This window comes from Anoxybacillus sp. ST4 (genome assembly GCF_019448545.1).
GTDB lineage: Bacteria > Bacillota > Bacilli > Bacillales > Anoxybacillaceae > Anoxybacillus > Anoxybacillus pushchinoensis.
Map to the genome: position 1 here is coordinate 107,485 of NZ_JAHZOE010000001.1, position 16,581 is coordinate 124,065.

The following is a 16,581-nucleotide window of genomic DNA, read 5'->3' on the forward strand; positions in this document are numbered from 1 at the left end:
GCAGCTTCTTTATTGTGATTGAATCATTTTTGTTCGGTAGTCTGTTTCATAAAATTCAAGCTCTTCACGCATCGTTTGAAAGTCGGCTTCGATGGAATGAAGTAATTGTTGCAACGATTGAGGGGCACGTTGCCGCAATTTAATTGAATGTCTCCCCGTGTATGCAGAACGGCTATCTTCATACCATAAATCGCGTTTTGGCGTAAAAAATTCTGCCACACATGAATGATAAATTTTGTATAACGCTTGTTCCGCGGCAGCTTTTCGAAACGGCTCTTCTTGAAGGACGATGCGACATGCGTCAATCCCCTCTTCACCATATACGGCTAAACGGCGTAAATCCGAAAGCACCCCTTCATAATAATGACGATCGCCCGCACATTCCACCTGCATTTGTTCAATCGTCGTTTCGTTTAAATAACGAGTAATTTGCTTGACAATGCGACTCAACAATTGCTCGACTTGCTTCGTTTGATTCAAAACAATAGTGTTACCCATATGCATCCTCCCTTTACGGTTGCGCAATAAATAAAAGCGGTGATTTCACATCGTACGCTTGTTGCTTCGCAAGCGACTCAAAAACTTCCGGCAGTTTGGCGAAGTCGATCGTTGAAAAATAGCGACGAAGCTCTTCTTCCTCACTTACATATACACGTTTTCGCGTCCGAAGTGATGGATCGACGAGCAAACAGACGAGCGCGACAATATCTTTAAAATATACATCTTTCCCGCTTGCTTGAAATACAGGATCTTGTTCATAAGGCGTCCATTCAAAAAAACGTTCATCAAAATAACGAACATATAGCACATGCAACGTTCGCTCTGTTCCATCGTCGTCAACAAACGTCACTTCCGAACGGTTAAAAAAATCTTCCGACGTATTCGGCTGTGCTTTTTGCAGTTCATAGCCATGACAAGAAATAATTTTCACAAACAATACACCCCTTTTTTTCAACAACGAAGCTACATTTATTTTACCATAAATTATGAATCATGCGAAAAATTTTATCATTCCTATAAAAAAGAAAAAACAGGCACACAAAGATACCTGTTTTTTCAAGTTCAGTCACCGCTGTTCGCCTGCTTCTTGCAGTTGTTCGTTAAGACGTTCGAAAAATAGGTCAGCTTCGCGTTCTTCCTCTTGCTCGTCCCATTCTGGGAGAGGTGGAAGTTCGTCTAATGTTTTTAAGCCAAAGTAATCTAAAAACTCTTTCGTTGTCCCGTATAAAATTGGACGACCTGTTCCTTCTGCGCGACCTACTTCTCTAATTAACGCTTTTCCTAACAGTGTTTGAAGCGGCTTGTCGCTTTTGACGCCGCGAATGTGCTCAATTTCTGCGCGCGTAATCGGTTGACGGTACGCGATGATCGCTAACGTTTCAAGCGCAGCTTGCGACAACGATGATGTCGTTGGTGACTCGACAAGCTTTTGTAAATACGGCGCACATTGTTTTTTCGTTGCAAGCTGAAGCGTTCCTGCCATTTCCACGATCATAATCCCGCGCTCATCCGCATCATACATATCTTTTGCTCGTTGAATAAGCTCATATACTCGCTCTTCCTCTACATCGAGTACATCAGCTAATTGCTTATACGTCAATCCTTCTTCACCTGCCGCGAACAATAACGCCTCAATTACTGCGAATTCATTCATCTCAATCACCTTTTCGTCGAATGTATAAATCAGCAAAATTGTTTTCTTGCTCGACAATGATTTCGTTTCGTTTCATCAGTTCAAGCAACGCCAAAAACGTCACGACAATTTGCTCGCGATCGTCATACGGAAATAAATCGTAAAAGTTCATTCGCTCTCCACTTTTCAATATGTGTAAAATCTCTTCCATCCGCTGTCCGATCGGAATTTCTTGACGTGCTACTTTCGTATGAAGCGGCTTTTGTAACTTTTTGCGCCGCAACAACTTCGCCAGCGCCCCAAGCATATCGTATACATCGACATCGAGAGCAAGCGGCGCACCGTTTTTCGCATAAGCGGTTAAATCGCTTGGCGGCTTCGTAAATAAAAGCGCGCGCTCTTCTTCTCGCCCGCGCAACTGTTTCGCCGCTTCTTTAAACTTTTTATACTCAATTAACTGTTGCATTAATTGTTCACGCGGATCTTCTTCTGGAATAAATATGTCGTCTTCCAGTGTATCCTCATGTTTCGGTAACAACATTTTGCTTTTCATTTCAATGAGTGTTGCTGCCATCACTAAATACTCGCTCGCTACATCGAGCTGCAATTCTTTCATCGCATGAATATAAGCCATATACTGCTCCGTAATTTGTGCAACAGGAATATCATAAATATCAATTTCATACCGATGAATTAAATGGAGCAATAAATCAAGCGGCCCTTCAAATTGGTCTAGTTTCACATGATAGTGCACATCAATCCCACCTTTATTCATAACTAATAGTATAATACAGATAAGCATACGAAAAAAAGGGGGCATTATATTGTATCCGAAGGCATATATCGACTATTTGCTTCACTTTCACGCGACGCGCGATTATTTTGAATGCCATGAAGTGTTAGAAGAACATTGGAAACGAACGAATGAACAAGTATGGATCGGGCTTATTCAGCTCGCTGTCGGAATGTACCATTATCGCCGAGGAAATATCGCCGGAGCAAGACGAATGTTAACGAAAGCGGTAAACGCATGTGAAAAAGAAAAGCTGGCGTACGAATCGCTAGGCATTCATGCTGAGCAACTGCTAGCTCTCATTCATACATATATAAGACGAATGGATAATAGGGAGACGTATGAAAGTGCTTGTTTACCTATTGTCGATCGTTCGCTCTTACATATATGCCAACGACAATGCGAACAAAAAGGGCTAATATGGGGAGAAAAAAGCGACATGTCAAACGAATATATCATCCATAAACATATGTTGCGCGACCGAAGCGACGTCATCGCTGAGCGAGAACGGCAAAAACAAAAAAGACAGGGACGTTGATCCCTGTCATTGTTCACATTTATCCAAAAATGGAGCGGTCATGTCATTGGCACATAACGTCTGATTTGGATACAATTCTTTTAACGCTTTCACCATTTGCTTCCCAATTCCTTGATGGCGATGGGACGGATTAACGCTAATATGTTGCACTTCAACCGCATGTTCGCGCACAATCGCACCGATAATGCCGATAAAATCTTCTCCTTCTTTCCATAGAAACAGCTGCCAATCGTCGTTTGTCTCATAATTTTTCATCGTTTGTTGAAGCTGCTTTAAGTCTTTTTCGTTTGGCATAAACGACAAAAGACCCATGGCAATTTTCTCATAGTTTTTTCGATAGCGAACTAGCATATGAATCCCTCATTATCGACAAGACTTATTGTTTACTCGCTATTGCTATTATAAACGGTCTTGTCGCTTTTTTAAACCTTTTTTATCGCGAGCATATATTGGCTATTTACTTACTTAAGAAAATGTACGCATCACATTCGCCATTTCGATGGCGCTTAATGCTGCCTCCCATCCTTTATTTCCTGCTTTCGTCCCAGCCCGTTCAATTGCCTGTTCAATCGTATCTGTCGTCAGCACCCCAAAAATGACCGGTACGCCTGAAGAAAGGGCAGCATGGGACGTTCCTTTCGCCACTTCATTACATACGTAATCGTAATGGCTCGTTGCCCCGCGAATAACTGCACCAAGTGTAATCACTGCATCATATTTTTTCGACTCTGCCATTTTTTTCGCTACAAGCGGAATTTCAAACGCTCCTGGCACCCAAGCGACGTCGATATCATGTTCCGTTACCCCGTGACGTTTCAAGCCATCGAGCGCACCACCGAGCAGCTTGCTTGTAATAAACTCATTAAATCTCGCAACGACGATTCCGACTTTCAACCCTGTTCCAACTAAATTTCCTTCATATACGTTCATGCCATTCTCCTCCTTAAAAATGCAACATATGTCCTAGTTTTTCGTATTTTGTCCGCAAATAGCGCTCGTTATGGCGCTTCGCTGGCATTTGTAGCGGAACGCGCTCAACAACTTCTAATCCGTATCCTTTTAACCCAGTAATTTTGCGCGGATTGTTCGTCAATAAGCGCATTTTTGTCACACCTAAATCTTTTAAAATTTGCGCGCCAATTCCATAGTCGCGCAAGTCTGGGGCGAAGCCGAGCTTTTCGTTTGCCTCGACCGTATCATAGCCTTGCTCTTGCAACTTATATGCGCGCAATTTGTTTAACAAGCCGATGCCGCGACCTTCTTGGCGCATATATAACAACACTCCACGACCTTCTTCTTCAATTTGCGCTAACGCTGCATGAAGTTGAGGACCACAATCGCAACGATGCGAACCGAACACGTCCCCTGTTAAGCATTCCGAATGGACGCGCACGAGCACTGGCTCATCTGGAATGATTTCTCCCTTCACAATTGCGATATGTTCCTTACCGTCTAACGTGTTGGAATATCCAATCACTTTGAACTCGCCAAAATCGGTCGGCAACGAAATTTCCACTTCACGTTTAATCAATTTTTCTTTCCGATTGCGATATGCGATTAAATCTTTAATCGTAATCATTTTCATATCAAATTTTTCCGCTATTTGTTTTAAATCAGGCACACGCGCCATCGTCCCATCATCTTTTATAATTTCACAAATGACTCCTGCCGGCTTTGCCCCACAAAGACGCGCTAAGTCTACAGCGGCTTCCGTATGACCTGCCCGCCGCAACACGCCACCTTTTTTCGCCACAAGCGGAAAAATATGCCCTGGTCTTTTAAAATCGCTTGCTTTCGCTTCTGGATTTAACATTTCTTGAATCGTCAACGAGCGCTCAAACGCGCTAATGCCTGTCGTCGTTGCTTTATGGTCGATGCTGACGGTAAACGCTGTGCCGTGCGCATCTGTATTATGATTGACCATCGGTGCTAAATCGAGCCGATCGGCCAATTCTTCTGTAATCGGTACACAAACGAGACCGCGACCGTGCGTAATCATAAAGTTGATCACTTCCGGCGTTGCTTTTTCTGCAAGCGCCACAAAATCACCTTCGTTTTCACGATCTTCATCATCACAAACGATAATAATTTTTCCTTGCATTAAATCATAAATCGCCTCTTCAATTGTATGAAACATTTCGCTCACTCCTTATATCCGTGCTCTTGCAAAAATTGCAACGTCAACCCGTCATGCTTACCGGCAACGAACTGTTCTACATACTTACCAATGATGTCACATTCAATATTGACGATATCGCCAACCTTTTTTGCCCCTAAAATCGTCGCTTCTCGCGTATGCGGAATGAGTGAAATCGTAAACGTTCGATCCGTTAAACCGAAAATCGTTAAACTTGTGCCGTCAACCGCAACAGAACCTTTTAAAATCATGTATTTGCGCAAATGACCCGGCACTTCAATGTCATAATACACCGCGTTAGCGACAGGTTGTTTGCGAACGATACGTCCGACACCATCGACATGCCCAGAAACGAAGTGACCGCCAAAGCGACCGTTCGCCGCCATCGCCCGTTCTAAATTGACTTTCGCTCCTACCGTCAGCGTTTTTAATGACGTTGCACGCACCGTCTCCGGCATGACATCAACTGTAAAGAAGCGATTTGTAAACGATGTGACAGTTAAACAAACACCGTTCACTGCAATGCTGTCACCGAGCTGCACATCTTGTAGCACTTTATGCGCTCCGATCGTAAAAACGATCGCATCACCTGTTTGTTTCATTTGTTGAATGGTTCCTATTTCTTCAATAATTCCTGTAAACATGGCGATCATCCTTTAGCAACGATTTTAATATCCGATCCGATCATTTCAACATGTTTCACTTGCAAGCGAAGCGCATCCATCATCCGACCAAAACCTTCCCCACCGATTGCCGAAGGGGCTTCGTTGCCACCGATCAACGTCGGGGCGACATAAGCGATGACTTGTTGAACAGAGCGAGAAGATAAAAAGCTTCCGTGCACATGCGCTCCACCTTCAACGAACATGGACATGACGTTGCGCTTACCAAGTTCACGTAAAAGAGATGGAATATGAATCGTATGTTCATTCATACGAATGAATTGTACTCCCGTTTGTTCATACAGCTTCATTTGGTCTTCCGTCACATGATGCCCGACGACAATCCATGTTGGCGCCATGTTGTCTGTTACGACGTTCGCTTGAAGCGGTGTGCGCAAATGTGTATCGAGCACAACCCGAATCGGCTGTTTTCCTTCGTGACCAAAGCGAACGGTCAAGCTCGGATTATCGGCTAAAATGGTGCCGACGCCGACAACGATCGCGTCGTGCTGCTTTCGCTCGCGATGCACATCGCGACGCGCCTCTTCAGACGTAATCCACTTGCTTTCTCCCGTTTTCGTGGCAATTTTCCCATCTAAACTCATCGCATATTTTAATGTCACATACGGCGTTTTCGTTGAGATATAGTGAAAAAACATTTCGTTTAACGCATCCGCTTCTTCTTTCAACACCCCGACGGTCACATCAATTCCCGCTCGCCTTAATTTTTCAATACCTTTTCCCGCGACGAGTGGATTCGGATCTGTCGTCGCCACGACGACGCGCTTCACCTTTTTTTCAATTAACAAATCGGCGCACGGCGGCGTTCTCCCATAATGACTGCACGGCTCAAGCGTCACATAAACGGTTGCGCCTTCCGCTTTCGCGCCTGCCATACGCAGCGCATGCACTTCCGCATGTGGCTCTCCTGCTTTCAAATGAGCTCCAAAACCGACAACTTCGCCATCTTTTACAACGACTGCACCGACAAGTGGGTTTGGAGACGTTTGACCACGCGCTGTTTCAGCTAGCTGTAATGCTAAGCGCATATATCGTTCGTCCATTTTGCACCACCTTTCCTGTATAACATAAAAACCCTAGGAACAACGTCCTAGGGCAAGATGTATATAAAAGATCGCCTTTTTCGCATAGCAAAATAACCCATCGCCGATCGTTATTTTCCAAATAAATGGAATAAGTGGCGTGAGTTTTCGGCAATCCTTCTCCCATCCAGACTATACTGTCGGCTCCGGAATCGCACCGGATCATGCCTTAACGGCTCGCGGGCTGAGAAACGTACGTTTCATTACCGCCGGTCGGGAATTTCACCCTGCCCCGAAGGATGCGTATATTCCATTTTTATTCATTATAGCACAATAAAGCGAAATGTCTATTATTTTGCAATAAACAGCCAATACGCCGCTCCCCAAACGAAGCTAACGAGCAAAAGGAGGAAAAACAATAACCAGTTTTTTTTCATCTCCCATCTTTCCTTTTCACTATTGTTCGTCCCACACTTTTACTTCTTTCATCACATCGCCATTTTTCATCGCTTTGACAACGTCCATTCCACTAGTCACTTGACCGAACACTGTATGTACACCGTCTAAATGTGGTTGCGGCTCGTGACAAATGAAAAATTGACAGCTTCCCGTATCTCGACCACGGTGCGCCATCGATATCGCCCCTTCAATATGCTTATGCGGATTGTTGTCCGTTTCACACGGGATGGTGTATCCTGCATCGCCTGTTCCGTTTCCAATCGGGCAGCCACCTTGGCTCACAAACCGTTTAATGACACGATGAAACGTCAATCCGTTATAAAACCCTTCATTCGCTAGTTTTTCAAAGTTCGCTACCGTCTTTGGCGCTTCGTTTGGAAATAGTTCAAACTCCACCTTTCCACCGTTCTCCATCATGATATAACCTTTTTTCTTCATTGAAACTTTCGCCACCTTTCTATCGTAAAAACAAATGTAGCTTCATTTTACTATATTTCACTTCTATGTTCACGCAAATGTTTGTACAATAGTACAGTACAGAGGAAAAATGAAGGAGGCTTTCATGATGAAAAAGTGGTTTGCGATATTTACTCTATTGTTGTTTATTATTCCATCGGTTAGTTTCGCTGATGCGATTGAAGGAGATGTCATCATTACACTTGGTGAAAACTTAACAGAGCAGCAAAAACAACAAATATTAAAAGAAATGAATGCACCAGACAACGCTGAAATCATTACAGTTACAAACGCGGAAGAGCATAAATATCTCGGCGGCATCATTCCGAAAGGACAAATTGGAACAAAAGCTATTTCCTCATCTAAAATTACTATTGGCGCGCCCGGCTCGGGGCTACAAGTCGAGACGAACAACATCAACTGGGTAACAAAAGAAATGTATATGAACGCGCTCATTACGGCGGGGGTGAAAGACGCCGTCATTTACATTACTGCACCATTTCCTGTATCAGGGACGGCTGCGCTGACAGGATTAATGAAAGCATACGAACTTTCTTCAAACGAAGTCATTCCTGACGAAGTAAAAAAAGTGGCAAATGAAGAAATGGTGAAAACGGCGCAACTCGGTGAATCAATCGGCAACGACAAAGCGGTAGCGTTGCTTGCAAAGATTAAAGAAGAAATTGCGAAAAATCCCCCAAAAACTGATGCCGACATGCGTGCGCTTATTGAACGAATCGCTCAAGAGCTTGGCATTACGTTAACGGAAGAAGAAATCAATAGTTTACTTTCTTTATTTAACAAAATGAAAAATGTCAACATCGATTGGAATCAAGTAAATGAGCAGTTGGCTCAAGCGAGAGACAAACTATCAGCCTTTTTACAAACAGAAGAAGGTCGAACGTTCATTCAGCGCATCGTTGACATTTTACGTGAAATATGGAATGCGCTCCGCGGTGCATTTGGAGCATAAAAATAACCGAGGCAACCGCCTCGGTTATTTTTTCACCCCCGCTTTTAGCGGCAAGTCGAGTCGAATTAAATCTTCGTACGTTTCACGTCTCACGACAAGCTCTGCCTCACCGTCTTCAACAAATACGACCGCTGGCCGCGGGATGCGATTGTAGTTATTGGCCATCGCATATCCGTAAGCACCGGTGCAAAAAACAGCTAAGTAGTCCCCTGGTTGCGCCTTTGGGAGCGGTAAATCCCAAATGAGCATATCACCTGATTCACAACATTTCCCAGCTATCGCGACCACTTCGTCACAATGATCGTACATGCGGTTAGCTAGCACCGCTTCATATTTTGCCTCATATAGCGCAGGGCGAATGTTATCGCTCATTCCCCCATCGACTGCAACGTATTGTCGGACGTTTGGCACTTCTTTCCGAGAGCCGATCGTATATATCGTCGTTCCAGCATCCCCCACGAGCGAACGTCCCGGCTCAATCCAAATTTCTGGAAACGGAAGTTGGAAACGAGCAACGTTTCGCTTCACTTCTTCAATAATTTGCTCGACATATTGTTCTGGCGCAAGCGGGTCATCATCTTTCGTATAACGAATACCAAAACCGCCCCCGAGATTGACAACTTGAGCAGTAAAATCGTATGCATCACGCCATGAGGAAAGTTTTTCAAACAACTTTTTCGCTGCAAGTACAAAGCCTGTCGCATCAAAAATTTGCGAACCGATATGACAATGAATACCGAGCACATGAAGATGAGAAGAAGCGAGAGCGCGCTGCAACGCGTTATCCGCTTGTCCATTATGCAAATCAAAACCGAACTTTGAATCTTCTTGACCTGTTAAAATATAGTCGTGAGTATGCGCCTCAATTCCCGGTGTGACGCGCAATAAAATAGGCATCGTATATTCATGAGCAGAACAAAGTTGTTGCAGTAGCTCTAATTCGTAAAAGTTATCGACAACAATGCAACCAATTTTCGCCTCAATCGCCATTTGTAACTCTTCTTTACTTTTATTATTCCCATGAAAATGAATACGTTCAACAGGGAAGCCGGCTGCTAAAGCAGTATACAACTCGCCGCCCGAAACGACATCAAGCGACAATCCTTCCTCTGCCATCAGCTGTACGATCGCTATCGTCGAAAACGCTTTGCTTGCGTACGCTACTTGCGCACGCACCCCATGTTTATGAAACATTCGTTTAAACGCCCGCGCCCGCTCACGAATAAGCGCAACATCGTAAATGTAAAGCGGTGTCCCATACGTGCGAGCAAGTTCAATCGCATCGACACCTCCAATTTGTAAATGTCCACGTTCATTTATTTGCATCGTTCCGTGCATAATCATACAATCCCCCTGATGATTCCGAAATAATTAAAGAAAACGTACCATAATTTTTGGTACGTTTCAACCTTTTTATGTCGGTTGTTTTTGCTTATTTTGTGGATGAACGATACTCGGGCGAATGGAAGAACCAGCAACGGATCGTCGAACGATAATTTGCATAAACGCCCCCGGATCGAACGGAATAAATGGCCATAAATATGGTGTATTTAATGAGCGAATGTTGGCGAGAAACAGTAAAAATACGGTCACACCAATCATAAATCCTGGTACACCAAATAAGGCAATAACAACTAAAAATAAGAGACGGAAAATTTTATTTGCAATGCTTAATTCATAACTCGGTGTAGCAAAAGAACCGATCGCAGCAATCGATACGTACAAAATGACTTCCGGCACAAACAGTCCAACATCAATAGCAATTTGCCCAATTAATGCGGCTGCAATTAAGCCCATCGCTGTCGATAATGGCGTTGGCGTATGAATAGCAGCCATTCGTAAAAACTCGATACCGATATCCGCAATTAAAAGTTGCACAAAAATAGGGATGTTCGTTTTCTCATTCGGTCCAATATATGCCAGCTTTTCTGGCAATAACGACGGATCGAGAACGAATAAAAACCAAAGTGGTAACAAAAAGAGCGATGCGAAAATGCCTAAAAAACGCACCCATCGTACGAACGTTCCGACCGCTGGGGATTGCCGATATTCTTCCGCGTGTTGAACGTGGTGAAAATACGTTGTTGGCGTAATAATGACGCTTGGCGAAGTATCGACCATGATAATAACGTGCCCTTCTAATAAATGGGTAGCAGCTACATCGGGTCGCTCTGTATAGCGCACAAGCGGGTACGGATTGTATCCTTGTTTCACTAAAAATTCTTCAACGGTTTTATCCGCCATCGTCAACCCGTCAATTTTAATTTCGTTTAATTCTTGTTTAATCAATTCAACAAGACCCGGGTCAGCTACATCTTGAATGTACGCAATACAAACGTCTGTTTTCGAGCGCTCACCAACTTGTATCATCTCGAAGCGAAGCCTTTCGTCACGAATGCGGCGCCGGGTTAACGCTGTATTGACGACAATGTTTTCAACATAGCCGTCGCGCGCGCCGCGCACAACTTTTTCCGTATCGGGCTCCTCAGGCGAGCGACCCGGATAACTTCGCACATCGACAGCAAATGCTTTCGTTTCCCCATCAATAAATAGTAAAATGAGACCGGTTAATAAAAAATCAACCGCTTCATCTAAGCTTTTTACAGGGTTTACTTGCTGATGAACGAGACGATTTTCAATGATTTCGGGCAGCTTTGCCGATTGTCGCTCACGATCGTTTACTTGAACGAGCATTTCGAGCAGTTCGATGATGTATTGCGTATCACAAAGACCGTTACAATAGTATAGATGTACATCTGTTTTTAAAATGTGCAATTTACGCACACCTAAGTCGAAGCTCGTTCCGACCCCAATCGCATCTTTAAAAAACTGCTCATTTTCATTCAACTTCGGAGAAATCGGTATGCAACTTTCTGTTTTCATCACGCCTACTCCTTTCAAGAATATATTCAATCGCCTTGCGCGTAATCGGACAACCGTTACGAATATCGTCGCGCCGTCTCATTTTTCCAATGTCCCCAATGCCAACAACGATCGGAATCGATAATTCATCTAAGCAATATACAGTATCACCATTGATTCGACCGACTTCCCACTCACAAATGCCTTCTTTATCTACACCGTACGTGGTAAAACACCCATCGTAATCGATGCAAACATGTACTTTTGTCCATTCTTGATTGTTCGTATCAGATGCTACTGCAATTGCCCCTAACACATCGATTTGTTTATGCGTCGCGACATAGCGAAGCGCTTGTTCCCCTGCCCCTTCACCAATAATGCCGCTATCGTCAAACATAACAAAGACAGGATCATACGGCGTCTGTAAAATAAGATCGACGAGCTGTTTACCTGTTAAACGTGATGGATTTCCTTGCGACTGGCTAATGCAGCGACCGCCGAGTTGCTTTGCTAACCATTCAAGCACACGTTGCACATGCTGATCTCCATCTGTTACTAAAATCACTTTTCTTTTTTTCATTCCATCCTTCCTCTCGGCTTACAGACGAACGCGGTTACCCATGCAACAGCAATCGGAAAAGAAAGAAAAAAGACGACATTTGTAAAGTCCCCCGTTTTTACCGCTTGTATGCAAGAAGCCCCCATATGAACAAGCGTCGTTTCCACACCTGCATGCGCTAACGACTGAAACGAAGTGTACCATCCGACCACTTCTATGATCATACCGAGCAATATAAGTATCGTCATCATACGGACGAACGACCATTTCATCAGTAATAATTGCCCAATAAACGATAATACTCCGCCAACAATAAACGCATATACGTACGTTTCCATCCTTATGTCACCGCTTCGATCGAGATGGCATGAGCGATCGCTGGAATCGTTTGGCTTTGCTTCACCATCGTGCTATTGAACAATGCACCTGTCGCCACAACGAGCATTGTATTTATTTTTTTCTCTTTCATTTGCCGAAGAAAATAGCTATATGTGACGACCGCACAGCACGCGCAGCCACTCCCGCCTGCAAACGCTTGTTGTTCTGCATCATAAATAAGCACACCGCAGTCTGTGTATCGGTCGCCTATGTTCATGTTCGCATCATCACATAACGACTTGAACTCGTTACTTCCTACTTTTCCTAAGTCTCCTGTCACAATGACATCATAAGATTGTAGAGAAAGGCCACAATCGACCAAATGTTGCTTTATCGTCGTAAACGCTGCTGGTGCCATCGCTCGCCCCATATCGAGCGGATCGGTCACACCGCTATCGACGACGCGACCGATCGTTGCCGAACGAATGCGAAATGGCGAACGAGTCGTACTTAATAACGCAGCCGCCCCCCCTGTCACTGTCCATGATGCGCTTTCCCCTTTTTGCACACCGATTGTCGTCGGAAAACGAAACTGACGCTCAGCTGCCCCGTAGTGACTGCTTGTAGCAACTAATACGCGCCGAGCAAACGTCCCATCAATAAATGTAGCAGCAACGAGCATCGCTTCCGTTATCGTTGAACAAGCGCTAAATACCCCTAAAAATGGAACGTTTAGTTCGCTTGCTACATAGTTGGCAGTAACAGTTTGATTCAGTAAATCTCCTGCAATAAATAAATCGACATCTTGAGCGGCTACGCCCCCATTTTCTAAACAAATCGTAATCGCTTCTTTCATAAGCCGCCGCTCTGCTAGTTCCCAACTTTGTTCCTCGCAATATAAGTCATCATATGCCCGATCAAATGATGAACCGAGCGGACCTTGACGTTCTTTTGGTCCTACAACCGTACCGACCGATTCAACGTAAATGTCGTTGTCAAAAACGATCGTTTGTGCTCCCACTTTTTTCATATGCATCCCCCTTTACAAAAACAACGCAGCAACATATGAAGCAACAACTAATGTCACAATGATGCTTCCCCCAACAAAAAACATATGTTCTGCCGCTCCTTCATTCCGATACTCCAATGCGGTGGCGCTCCATATGTTGGCTAAACTCATCATCGGCACGATCATTCCTGCCCCGGCAATTTGTGTAAATCGGCGATACAATCGAGTAGGGGTACATAGCGCGGCACACACGATAAGCGTTCCGTTCATCCAGCGAATCGCTTCCGCTTCATTCATATGAAACCATATGCTATACATATCGTGAAGCGCCTGACCGACTATCGCGATCAATCCCCCTGCTAAAAAAGCTTTCAACATACATTCCCTCCTATCGATCGACAAAATATATCCAATGAAAAAGAGAACCTGCCACTTTGCCAAATACCATCGCCATAAGTAATATGACAATTTGCTCATCGATACCGAGTCGCTTCGCTAAAATCGGAAATACGTTTAATACTTCCGTTAACGCCGCTGCAAGCATGCCGACAAACACGCCGCTACAGAGGCCGATGACGCTTGCAAGTATAGGAGGAAGAGAAAAAAGAGGATCGCGCAGGCTAATCCAACTGCTTACAACCGCTCCAAGTACAACTCCCCATTCATACGTCGCAATCCATTTCATCGTTTTCGTTAACTGTGTTAAACGGGGAATGACGCCAAGAACAGTTAAAAACGCTACAAAACCTGAACCGACAGCTAACCCTCCTGCTAATCCGACAAACGCTACAATGAACTCACGAATCATCGTTCATTCGCCTCATCGCTTCTTTATTTTCATGCATAATGACGTATTGATCGAGCGACTGTTGATATTGGAACATTTCAACTTCAAGCGGGCTCGGCTCTTCATTAATGCGCTTTTTAAAAAAATGATTAAAAAATAAAATCATGCCAAGACCTAATCCGAGCGAATATGGAATTTGAAACCATAGCGGCTTGACGACTTCCTTCCCTGTAATGACCCGATATAATCGTTGTTGCACTTGTTGCATGCTCACATCTTCATGAAAATTCATGATGGCAAGCCCTGATCCGACAAACAAAAGAAGCCAAACGACTGGAACGTACAAATAGCCCCATCGTTTTTTTTCATACACCACTTCAACAATCGTTTGCGACGGTCCAAGTAATTGAACGTCAACGTGTGGAACAACATCCAGCAAAGTTTTCATCACATGCATCACGTCAATGATAACAATGTTGCGATCCTTCTTTTGCACTGTATAAATTGGCACTCGCCTAAGCTCGTCCATTCGTTCATTTGCAATCACTTGTGCGACGTCCCCTAATCGAACGGTTGCGTTCGGTTGTACTTGTATACGATGGCGCATTTTCAAAAAAACTGTCCCTTTCATACTGACACCTTGCTTCCTTCATGATATTTGTAGTATGGGATATATGTGTATTCTGTATGCATAAAAGCCCGAACGGACTTATTCATCCATTCGGGCTTTCATTTGTTGCAATATTTTTTTCTCTAAACGAGATACTTGCACTTGAGAGATGCCTAATCTAGCTGCCACTTCTGATTGTGTTTGATCTTTATAGTAACGCAAGTAAACGATAAGCCGCTCACGTTCATCAAGCTCTTCCATCGCCTTTTTTAACGCAATTTTATCGAACCAAACATCTGGCTCATCGGCAATTTGATCGAGCAGCGTAATGGGATCGCCGTCATTTTCATACACCGTTTCATGAATGGACGTTGGCGAGCGAATAGCTTCTTGCGCTAACACAACGTCTTCTGGCGCAATGTGCAAAAACTCGGCAATTTCATTTACCGTCGGGACGCGGCCGTTTCGTTTCGATAATTCATCTTTTGCTTTTCTTATTTTATTGCCAATTTCTTTTAATGAACGGCTCACCTTCACGGATCCGTCATCGCGAATAAAGCGTTGAATTTCACCGAGAATCATCGGTACAGCATATGTGGAAAACTTGACATCGTATGACAAGTCAAACTTATCAACCGATTTCATTAAACCGATACAACCGATTTGAAACAAATCTTCTGGTTCGTATCCGCGGTTTAAAAACCTTTGCACAACCGACCAAACAAGACGCATATTTTTTTCAATGATTTCGTCGCGCGCCTGCTGATCTCCTTGTTGACTTCTCCGAATCAATTGTTTAATCTCGTGATCTTTGACAGCTTGTACCTCGACATCCATAGGCACGTCTCCCTTAATTGCATAACGCTTTGCTTTTCGTTACATGCTTAATCAGCTCCACGGTCGTTCCTTCATTCACTTTGGAATAAATGTTCACTTCATCCATAAAGTTTTCCATAATCGTAAACCCCATGCCGGAACGTTCAAGCTCCGGTTTTGTCGTAAATAACGGCTGCCTTGCTTCTTCAACGTTTTCAATTCCTTTTCCGCAATCGCGAACAGTTAAATGGACGGTATGCCCTTCAATGATGACGGAAATATATACGATGCCGCTTGGATCGTTTTCATACCCGTGAATAATCGCATTTGTCACCGCTTCCGATACAACCGTTTTAATTTCAGTTAACTCATCAAGCGTTGGATCAAGCTGTGCGACGAACGCTGCAACTGTCACGCGAGCAAATGATTCATTTTGACTGAGGGCAGAAAACTGGAGGTGCATTTCATTTCTCATTTACGCCACCCCCAATGTTTGCAACGCATACTGTTCGTTCGCTTCTAAACGAATAATTTTAAACAATCCTGACATATCGAACAAACGCTTAATTGATGGGGAAACAGAACAAACAACCATCTCTCCACCAAGTCGTTGTATTTGCTTATATCTGCCTAAAATGACACCTAATCCTGAACTATCCATGAACGTTAACTCATTCAAGTTTAAAACGATCGCTTTCACTCGCTCGCGTTCCAATACATCGGTTACAGCTGCACGCAGCTCTTCTGCTGTATGATGATCTAACTCACCAGCTAATCGAACGAGCAACACATGTTGTTTCACTTCTAATTGAATCGATAAACTCACGATTGTTTCCTCCTTATCCGCTTAGGTTAAGGAAGAATTCGACTGATTTATGCTTCAATCCTTCTTGCCGACAAAACTAGTGGTCATTCGCCCCGTTTCG

23 protein-coding genes and 1 riboswitch are annotated in these 16,581 nt (G+C 43.9%); of the genes, 2 read left to right on the forward strand and 21 right to left on the reverse strand.

Features of this window, described 5'->3' with window-relative positions:
* Positions 1-9: 9 nt before the first annotated feature.
* The 4 genes from K1I44_RS00625 to K1I44_RS00640 form a co-directional block, all read right to left on the reverse strand.
* Positions 10-498, reverse strand: coding sequence for a YpuI family protein (locus K1I44_RS00625; RefSeq protein WP_219984964.1), 489 nt, complete (start codon positions 496-498; stop codon positions 10-12).
* Between the two features lie 13 nt (positions 499-511).
* A complete protein-coding gene (locus K1I44_RS00630) occupies positions 512-931 on the reverse strand; it encodes a hypothetical protein (protein WP_003394404.1) in 420 nt (139 codons plus the stop codon).
* Between the two features lie 135 nt (positions 932-1,066).
* Positions 1,067-1,654: an SMC-Scp complex subunit ScpB gene (gene scpB / locus K1I44_RS00635; protein ID WP_219984965.1), complete on the reverse strand. Its 588-nt coding sequence runs from the start codon at positions 1,652-1,654 to the stop codon at positions 1,067-1,069.
* A gap of 1 nt (position 1,655) precedes the next feature.
* A complete protein-coding gene (locus K1I44_RS00640) occupies positions 1,656-2,387 on the reverse strand; it encodes a segregation/condensation protein A (protein ID WP_219984966.1) in 732 nt (243 codons plus the stop codon).
* A gap of 70 nt (positions 2,388-2,457) precedes the next feature.
* Between K1I44_RS00640 and K1I44_RS00645 the strand changes: the two genes are divergently transcribed.
* Positions 2,458-2,964 carry a DUF309 domain-containing protein gene (locus K1I44_RS00645; RefSeq protein ID WP_219984967.1) on the forward strand — a complete coding sequence of 169 codons (507 nt, stop codon included), beginning with the start codon at positions 2,458-2,460 and terminating at the stop codon, positions 2,962-2,964.
* A 6-nt stretch (positions 2,965-2,970) separates the two neighbouring features.
* On the opposite strand, the gene K1I44_RS00650 is transcribed toward K1I44_RS00645, so the two are convergent.
* The 6 genes from K1I44_RS00650 to K1I44_RS00675 all read right to left on the reverse strand — a co-directional run bounded on the left by K1I44_RS00650 (position 2,971) and on the right by K1I44_RS00675 (position 7,703).
* On the reverse strand, positions 2,971-3,315 hold the full coding sequence (locus K1I44_RS00650; protein ID WP_003394395.1) for a GNAT family N-acetyltransferase: 345 nt from the start codon (positions 3,313-3,315) through the stop codon (positions 2,971-2,973).
* A 114-nt stretch (positions 3,316-3,429) separates the two neighbouring features.
* Positions 3,430-3,894: a 6,7-dimethyl-8-ribityllumazine synthase gene (ribH, locus tag K1I44_RS00655; RefSeq protein ID WP_003394393.1), complete on the reverse strand. Its 465-nt coding sequence runs from the start codon at positions 3,892-3,894 to the stop codon at positions 3,430-3,432.
* A 13-nt stretch (positions 3,895-3,907) separates the two neighbouring features.
* Positions 3,908-5,101 carry a bifunctional 3,4-dihydroxy-2-butanone-4-phosphate synthase/GTP cyclohydrolase II gene (locus tag K1I44_RS00660; protein WP_003394392.1) on the reverse strand — a complete coding sequence of 398 codons (1,194 nt, stop codon included), beginning with the start codon at positions 5,099-5,101 and terminating at the stop codon, positions 3,908-3,910.
* Positions 5,102-5,106: 5 nt separating this feature from the next.
* A complete protein-coding gene (gene ribE / locus K1I44_RS00665; protein WP_003394390.1) occupies positions 5,107-5,745 on the reverse strand; it encodes a riboflavin synthase in 639 nt (212 codons plus the stop codon).
* 5 nt (positions 5,746-5,750) lie between these two features.
* Positions 5,751-6,827, reverse strand: a complete 1,077-nt coding sequence (ribD, locus tag K1I44_RS00670) for a bifunctional diaminohydroxyphosphoribosylaminopyrimidine deaminase/5-amino-6-(5-phosphoribosylamino)uracil reductase RibD (RefSeq protein ID WP_219984968.1) — start codon at positions 6,825-6,827, stop codon at positions 5,751-5,753.
* A gap of 150 nt (positions 6,828-6,977) precedes the next feature.
* Positions 6,978-7,110, reverse strand: a riboswitch (FMN riboswitch).
* Positions 7,111-7,262: 152 nt separating this feature from the next.
* A complete protein-coding gene (locus K1I44_RS00675; RefSeq protein WP_219984969.1) occupies positions 7,263-7,703 on the reverse strand; it encodes a peptidylprolyl isomerase in 441 nt (146 codons plus the stop codon).
* A gap of 127 nt (positions 7,704-7,830) precedes the next feature.
* Here K1I44_RS00675 and K1I44_RS00680 point away from each other — a divergent pair, with 127 nt between their 5' ends.
* Positions 7,831-8,694 carry a DUF1002 domain-containing protein gene (locus K1I44_RS00680; RefSeq protein ID WP_219985120.1) on the forward strand — a complete coding sequence of 288 codons (864 nt, stop codon included), beginning with the start codon at positions 7,831-7,833 and terminating at the stop codon, positions 8,692-8,694.
* A 24-nt stretch (positions 8,695-8,718) separates the two neighbouring features.
* Here the strand turns inward: K1I44_RS00680 and lysA are convergent, their stop codons facing one another.
* From lysA to spoIIAA, 11 genes are all read right to left on the reverse strand, one after another.
* Positions 8,719-10,038, reverse strand: a complete 1,320-nt coding sequence (gene lysA / locus K1I44_RS00685; RefSeq protein ID WP_219984970.1) for a diaminopimelate decarboxylase — start codon at positions 10,036-10,038, stop codon at positions 8,719-8,721.
* A 69-nt stretch (positions 10,039-10,107) separates the two neighbouring features.
* A complete protein-coding gene (locus tag K1I44_RS00690) occupies positions 10,108-11,577 on the reverse strand; it encodes a spore germination protein (protein WP_219984971.1) in 1,470 nt (489 codons plus the stop codon).
* The gene (gene spoVAEA / locus K1I44_RS00695; RefSeq protein ID WP_219984972.1) at positions 11,534-12,136 is read right to left on the reverse strand and encodes a stage V sporulation protein SpoVABEA; all 603 of its coding nucleotides are present in this window, start codon (positions 12,134-12,136) and stop codon (positions 11,534-11,536) included. The genes K1I44_RS00690 and spoVAEA overlap by 44 nt, the downstream gene beginning before the upstream one ends.
* The gene (locus K1I44_RS00700) at positions 12,133-12,453 is read right to left on the reverse strand and encodes a SpoVA/SpoVAEb family sporulation membrane protein (protein WP_219984973.1); all 321 of its coding nucleotides are present in this window, start codon (positions 12,451-12,453) and stop codon (positions 12,133-12,135) included. The genes spoVAEA and K1I44_RS00700 overlap by 4 nt, the downstream gene beginning before the upstream one ends.
* 2 nt (positions 12,454-12,455) lie before the next feature.
* Complete coding sequence (spoVAD, locus tag K1I44_RS00705) at positions 12,456-13,463, reverse strand: stage V sporulation protein AD (protein ID WP_219984974.1); 1,008 nt, start codon at positions 13,461-13,463, stop codon at positions 12,456-12,458.
* A gap of 12 nt (positions 13,464-13,475) precedes the next feature.
* Positions 13,476-13,820, reverse strand: coding sequence for a SpoVA/SpoVAEb family sporulation membrane protein (locus K1I44_RS00710; protein WP_219984975.1), 345 nt, complete (start codon positions 13,818-13,820; stop codon positions 13,476-13,478).
* A gap of 10 nt (positions 13,821-13,830) precedes the next feature.
* Entirely contained in the window at positions 13,831-14,250 is a 420-nt protein-coding gene (locus K1I44_RS00715) for a stage V sporulation protein AB (RefSeq protein WP_219984976.1), read from the reverse strand.
* Positions 14,240-14,860 carry a stage V sporulation protein AA gene (locus K1I44_RS00720; RefSeq protein WP_219984977.1) on the reverse strand — a complete coding sequence of 207 codons (621 nt, stop codon included), beginning with the start codon at positions 14,858-14,860 and terminating at the stop codon, positions 14,240-14,242. The genes K1I44_RS00715 and K1I44_RS00720 overlap by 11 nt, the downstream gene beginning before the upstream one ends.
* A gap of 78 nt (positions 14,861-14,938) precedes the next feature.
* On the reverse strand, positions 14,939-15,676 hold the full coding sequence (sigF, locus tag K1I44_RS00725) for an RNA polymerase sporulation sigma factor SigF (protein WP_003394364.1): 738 nt from the start codon (positions 15,674-15,676) through the stop codon (positions 14,939-14,941).
* Positions 15,677-15,689: 13 nt separating this feature from the next.
* Positions 15,690-16,130: an anti-sigma F factor gene (gene spoIIAB / locus K1I44_RS00730; protein WP_003394361.1), complete on the reverse strand. Its 441-nt coding sequence runs from the start codon at positions 16,128-16,130 to the stop codon at positions 15,690-15,692.
* On the reverse strand, positions 16,131-16,481 hold the full coding sequence (spoIIAA, locus tag K1I44_RS00735; protein WP_003394358.1) for an anti-sigma F factor antagonist: 351 nt from the start codon (positions 16,479-16,481) through the stop codon (positions 16,131-16,133).
* Between the last annotated feature and the right edge of the window lie 100 nt (positions 16,482-16,581).

Excerpts from the sequence above, each read along its gene's own strand:
- K1I44_RS00680 (WP_219985120.1), top strand. The coding sequence starts at position 7,831 with ATGAAAAAGTGGTTTGCGATATTTACTCTATTGTTGTTTATTATTCCA.
- spoIIAB (WP_003394361.1), bottom strand. The coding sequence starts at position 16,130 with ATGAGAAATGAAATGCACCTCCAGTTTTCTGCCCTCAGTCAAAATGAA.
- K1I44_RS00660 (WP_003394392.1), bottom strand. The coding sequence starts at position 5,101 with ATGTTTCATACAATTGAAGAGGCGATTTATGATTTAATGCAAGGAAAA.
- K1I44_RS00625 (WP_219984964.1), bottom strand. The coding sequence starts at position 498 with ATGGGTAACACTATTGTTTTGAATCAAACGAAGCAAGTCGAGCAATTG.
- K1I44_RS00715 (WP_219984976.1), bottom strand. The coding sequence starts at position 14,250 with ATGATTCGTGAGTTCATTGTAGCGTTTGTCGGATTAGCAGGAGGGTTA.
- K1I44_RS00690 (WP_219984971.1), bottom strand. The coding sequence starts at position 11,577 with ATGAAAACAGAAAGTTGCATACCGATTTCTCCGAAGTTGAATGAAAAT.
- K1I44_RS00675 (WP_219984969.1), bottom strand. The coding sequence starts at position 7,703 with ATGAAGAAAAAAGGTTATATCATGATGGAGAACGGTGGAAAGGTGGAG.
- sigF (WP_003394364.1), bottom strand. The coding sequence starts at position 15,676 with ATGGATGTCGAGGTACAAGCTGTCAAAGATCACGAGATTAAACAATTG.
- K1I44_RS00650 (WP_003394395.1), bottom strand. The coding sequence starts at position 3,315 with ATGCTAGTTCGCTATCGAAAAAACTATGAGAAAATTGCCATGGGTCTT.
- ribD (WP_219984968.1), bottom strand. The coding sequence starts at position 6,827 with ATGGACGAACGATATATGCGCTTAGCATTACAGCTAGCTGAAACAGCG.
- K1I44_RS00700 (WP_219984973.1), bottom strand. The coding sequence starts at position 12,453 with ATGGAAACGTACGTATATGCGTTTATTGTTGGCGGAGTATTATCGTTT.
- K1I44_RS00720 (WP_219984977.1), bottom strand. The coding sequence starts at position 14,860 with ATGAAAGGGACAGTTTTTTTGAAAATGCGCCATCGTATACAAGTACAA.
- lysA (WP_219984970.1), bottom strand. The coding sequence starts at position 10,038 with ATGATTATGCACGGAACGATGCAAATAAATGAACGTGGACATTTACAA.
- ribE (WP_003394390.1), bottom strand. The coding sequence starts at position 5,745 with ATGTTTACAGGAATTATTGAAGAAATAGGAACCATTCAACAAATGAAA.
- scpB (WP_219984965.1), bottom strand. The coding sequence starts at position 1,654 with ATGAATGAATTCGCAGTAATTGAGGCGTTATTGTTCGCGGCAGGTGAA.
- K1I44_RS00710 (WP_219984975.1), bottom strand. The coding sequence starts at position 13,820 with ATGTTGAAAGCTTTTTTAGCAGGGGGATTGATCGCGATAGTCGGTCAG.
- spoVAD (WP_219984974.1), bottom strand. The coding sequence starts at position 13,463 with ATGAAAAAAGTGGGAGCACAAACGATCGTTTTTGACAACGACATTTAC.
- spoVAEA (WP_219984972.1), bottom strand. The coding sequence starts at position 12,136 with ATGAAAAAAAGAAAAGTGATTTTAGTAACAGATGGAGATCAGCATGTG.
- ribH (WP_003394393.1), bottom strand. The coding sequence starts at position 3,894 with ATGAACGTATATGAAGGAAATTTAGTTGGAACAGGGTTGAAAGTCGGA.